This window comes from Sphingobium indicum BiD32, from assembly GCF_000382885.1.
Lineage (GTDB): Bacteria > Pseudomonadota > Alphaproteobacteria > Sphingomonadales > Sphingomonadaceae > Sphingobium > Sphingobium japonicum_C.
The window spans coordinates 1-1200 of the sequence record NZ_CAVK010000006.1 but is presented as its reverse complement, the minus strand read 5'-3'; the positions used below and the strand labels follow the sequence as shown (position 1 = coordinate 1200).

General features: G+C 62.7%; 1 protein-coding gene. It reads right to left on the bottom strand.

The features are described 5' to 3' along the window. A protein-coding gene (locus EBBID32_RS00450; RefSeq protein ID WP_156022429.1) for an IS3 family transposase occupies nt 1–1135 on the bottom strand; the annotation gives its coding sequence in 2 pieces (ribosomal slippage) (nt 1–871 and nt 871–1135; 1136 coding nt annotated over the 2 pieces). This gene is flagged as partial in the annotation. Nucleotides 1136–1200 lie beyond the last annotated feature (65 nt).

Sequence of the window (1200 nt, the reverse complement as noted above, 5' to 3'; positions counted from 1 at the left end):
TGCCCCCCATGATCTGATTGTCCGATCCGCCGATAGGCCTCCACCGGGGTTTTCCCGGCAAGGCCTGAGTGCGGACGCTGGGTGTTGTAATAGGTGATCCACCGGCCAAGGCCAACACGCAGCTCCGATCCGGTCTCGAAGGCATGGAGGTAGACGCACTCGTACTTCAGGGAGCGCCAGAGCCGCTCGATGAAGACATTGTCCATCCACCGGCCCCGGCCATCCATGCTGATGCGGACCTCGGCATCGCGCAGCACCGTGGTGAACGCCTGCGACGTGAACTGGCTGCCCTGATCCGTGTTGAAGATCTCGGGTTTGCCGAACCGGGCCAGTGCCTCCTCCAGCGCCGCGACGCAGAAGCCAGCATCCATCGTGTTCGACAGGCGCCAGGCCAGCACCTTGCGGGTCGCCCAGTCCATGATCGCCACCAGGTAGAGGAAGCCCCGACGCATGGGGATATATGTCACATCGGCGCACCAGACGTGGTTCGGCCGGTCGATCGCCAACTTGCGCAGCAGGTATGGATAGACCCGGTGCTGTGGGTGCGGATCGCTCGTGCGTGGCCGCTGGTAGATCGGCGTCAGGCCCATCTTCGCCATCAGGCGTCGCGCCCGACGGCGGCCAATATCCCGACCATTGCGCCGCAGATGCCGCGCCATCTGGCGGCTGCCATACCACGGACACTCCATGAAGGTCTCGTCGATCACCGTCATCAGCGCCAGCGTCTCGTCCGTTTCCGGCACCGGCGCGTAGTAATAGGACGAACGACTGATCGAGAGCAGGCGGCATTGCGCGGAGATCGACAGGCGGTGGTGAGCAGGTTCGACCATCGCCCGCCTCCGGTCCACGCTCATCGACCGAAGGCTTTCGCTAAAAAATCCCGCTCCACCACCAACTGCCCGATCTTGGCGTGCAGCTTCTCTATCTCGCTCTCGCTGACAGCCTTGGCAGCATCGTCAGCACCGGAGAAGGTGCCTGCCATCCCGTCAATGGCCTGGCGTTTCCACGATGCGATCATCGTATGGTGCACACCATGCTTGGCCGCCAGCTCCGCAAGCGTCAGGTCGCCCCGGATCGCTTCCAGCGCCACCTTGGCTTTGAAATCGGCGCTGTAGCGCTTTCTCGTCGTCTTCATTCCCGTACCAATCCATCAGGTCGGGATTAGCTTAGCATCCTGTCCAGAAAACCGGCACCACCTCA